Source organism: Holdemanella sp. (assembly GCF_056804935.1).
The window spans coordinates 1-887 of record NZ_DBMEXE010000029.1 but is presented as its reverse complement, the minus strand read 5'-3'; the positions used below and the strand labels follow the sequence as shown (position 1 = coordinate 887).

Here is an 887-nt window from a genome sequence, read left to right as displayed (position 1 = left end):
TGCTGAAGTCCCTGCTCAATACCTTGCTCAATACCTTGCTCAATACCCTGTTCAAGTCCCTGTTCAAGTCCTTGTGCGAGTCCTTCTTGTATTCCTTCAGCTTCCCATTCCTTTGACTTTACTTCCAGCCATCTCTTTTCAGCTTCACACATTTCAATATCCTCCTTTTCCTCTAATTCTTCTAAATCCAACCATTCTACATCCATCAATATTTTTACTTCTTTTACACAAATTCTAAACCATTGATTGTTCCTTCATAAATAGACTGAACATAAACAATTCGACATATGTAGAATAAATTATACACATCTTTTTCATTAAAATGAGTCATGAAAATAAGATTTGAACCTTTCGTCCACCTCTACTAGTTGTTTTCCAAGGCATTTCCCTGTATAGAACACTAGAATGTTCCCCTCTTTATTATTATGCATATAGGAAAAGAAGAGATTTTTCATCTCTTCATATCAATTATTTAATACGCGTTTTAGACTCTCAACAGATATTGAACAAACCTTAGAAATTTCATTGACACTCATTCCATTCCTTAACATCGTCTTGTACAAAAGAACCTGTCCTAGTTCTACACCTTGTTCGATTCCTTGTTCAATACCTTGTTCGATTCCTTTTTTTATTCCTTCAGCTTCCCATTCCTTTGACTTTACTTCCAGCCATCTCTTTTCAGCTTCACACATTTCAATCTCCTCCTTTTCCTCTAATTCTTCTAAATCCAACCATTCTACATCCGTTAATGTCTTGACGACTTTTAATACACTGCTTTTTACAAGCCCAAAATGATTACTCGTTCCTTCATAAATAGACTGATCATAAATACTTCGACATATATAGAATAGATTATACACGTCTTCTTCATTAAAATTATATGAAGT

2 pseudogenes are annotated in these 887 nt (G+C 34.3%); both read right to left on the bottom strand.

What is annotated here, in order from left to right:
* Window positions 1-206, bottom strand: a pseudogene (locus tag ACZQCL_RS02635) (hypothetical protein); the annotation flags it as partial.
* Window positions 207-464: 258 nt separating this feature from the next.
* A pseudogene (locus ACZQCL_RS02630) lies at window positions 465-887 on the bottom strand (hypothetical protein); the annotation flags it as partial.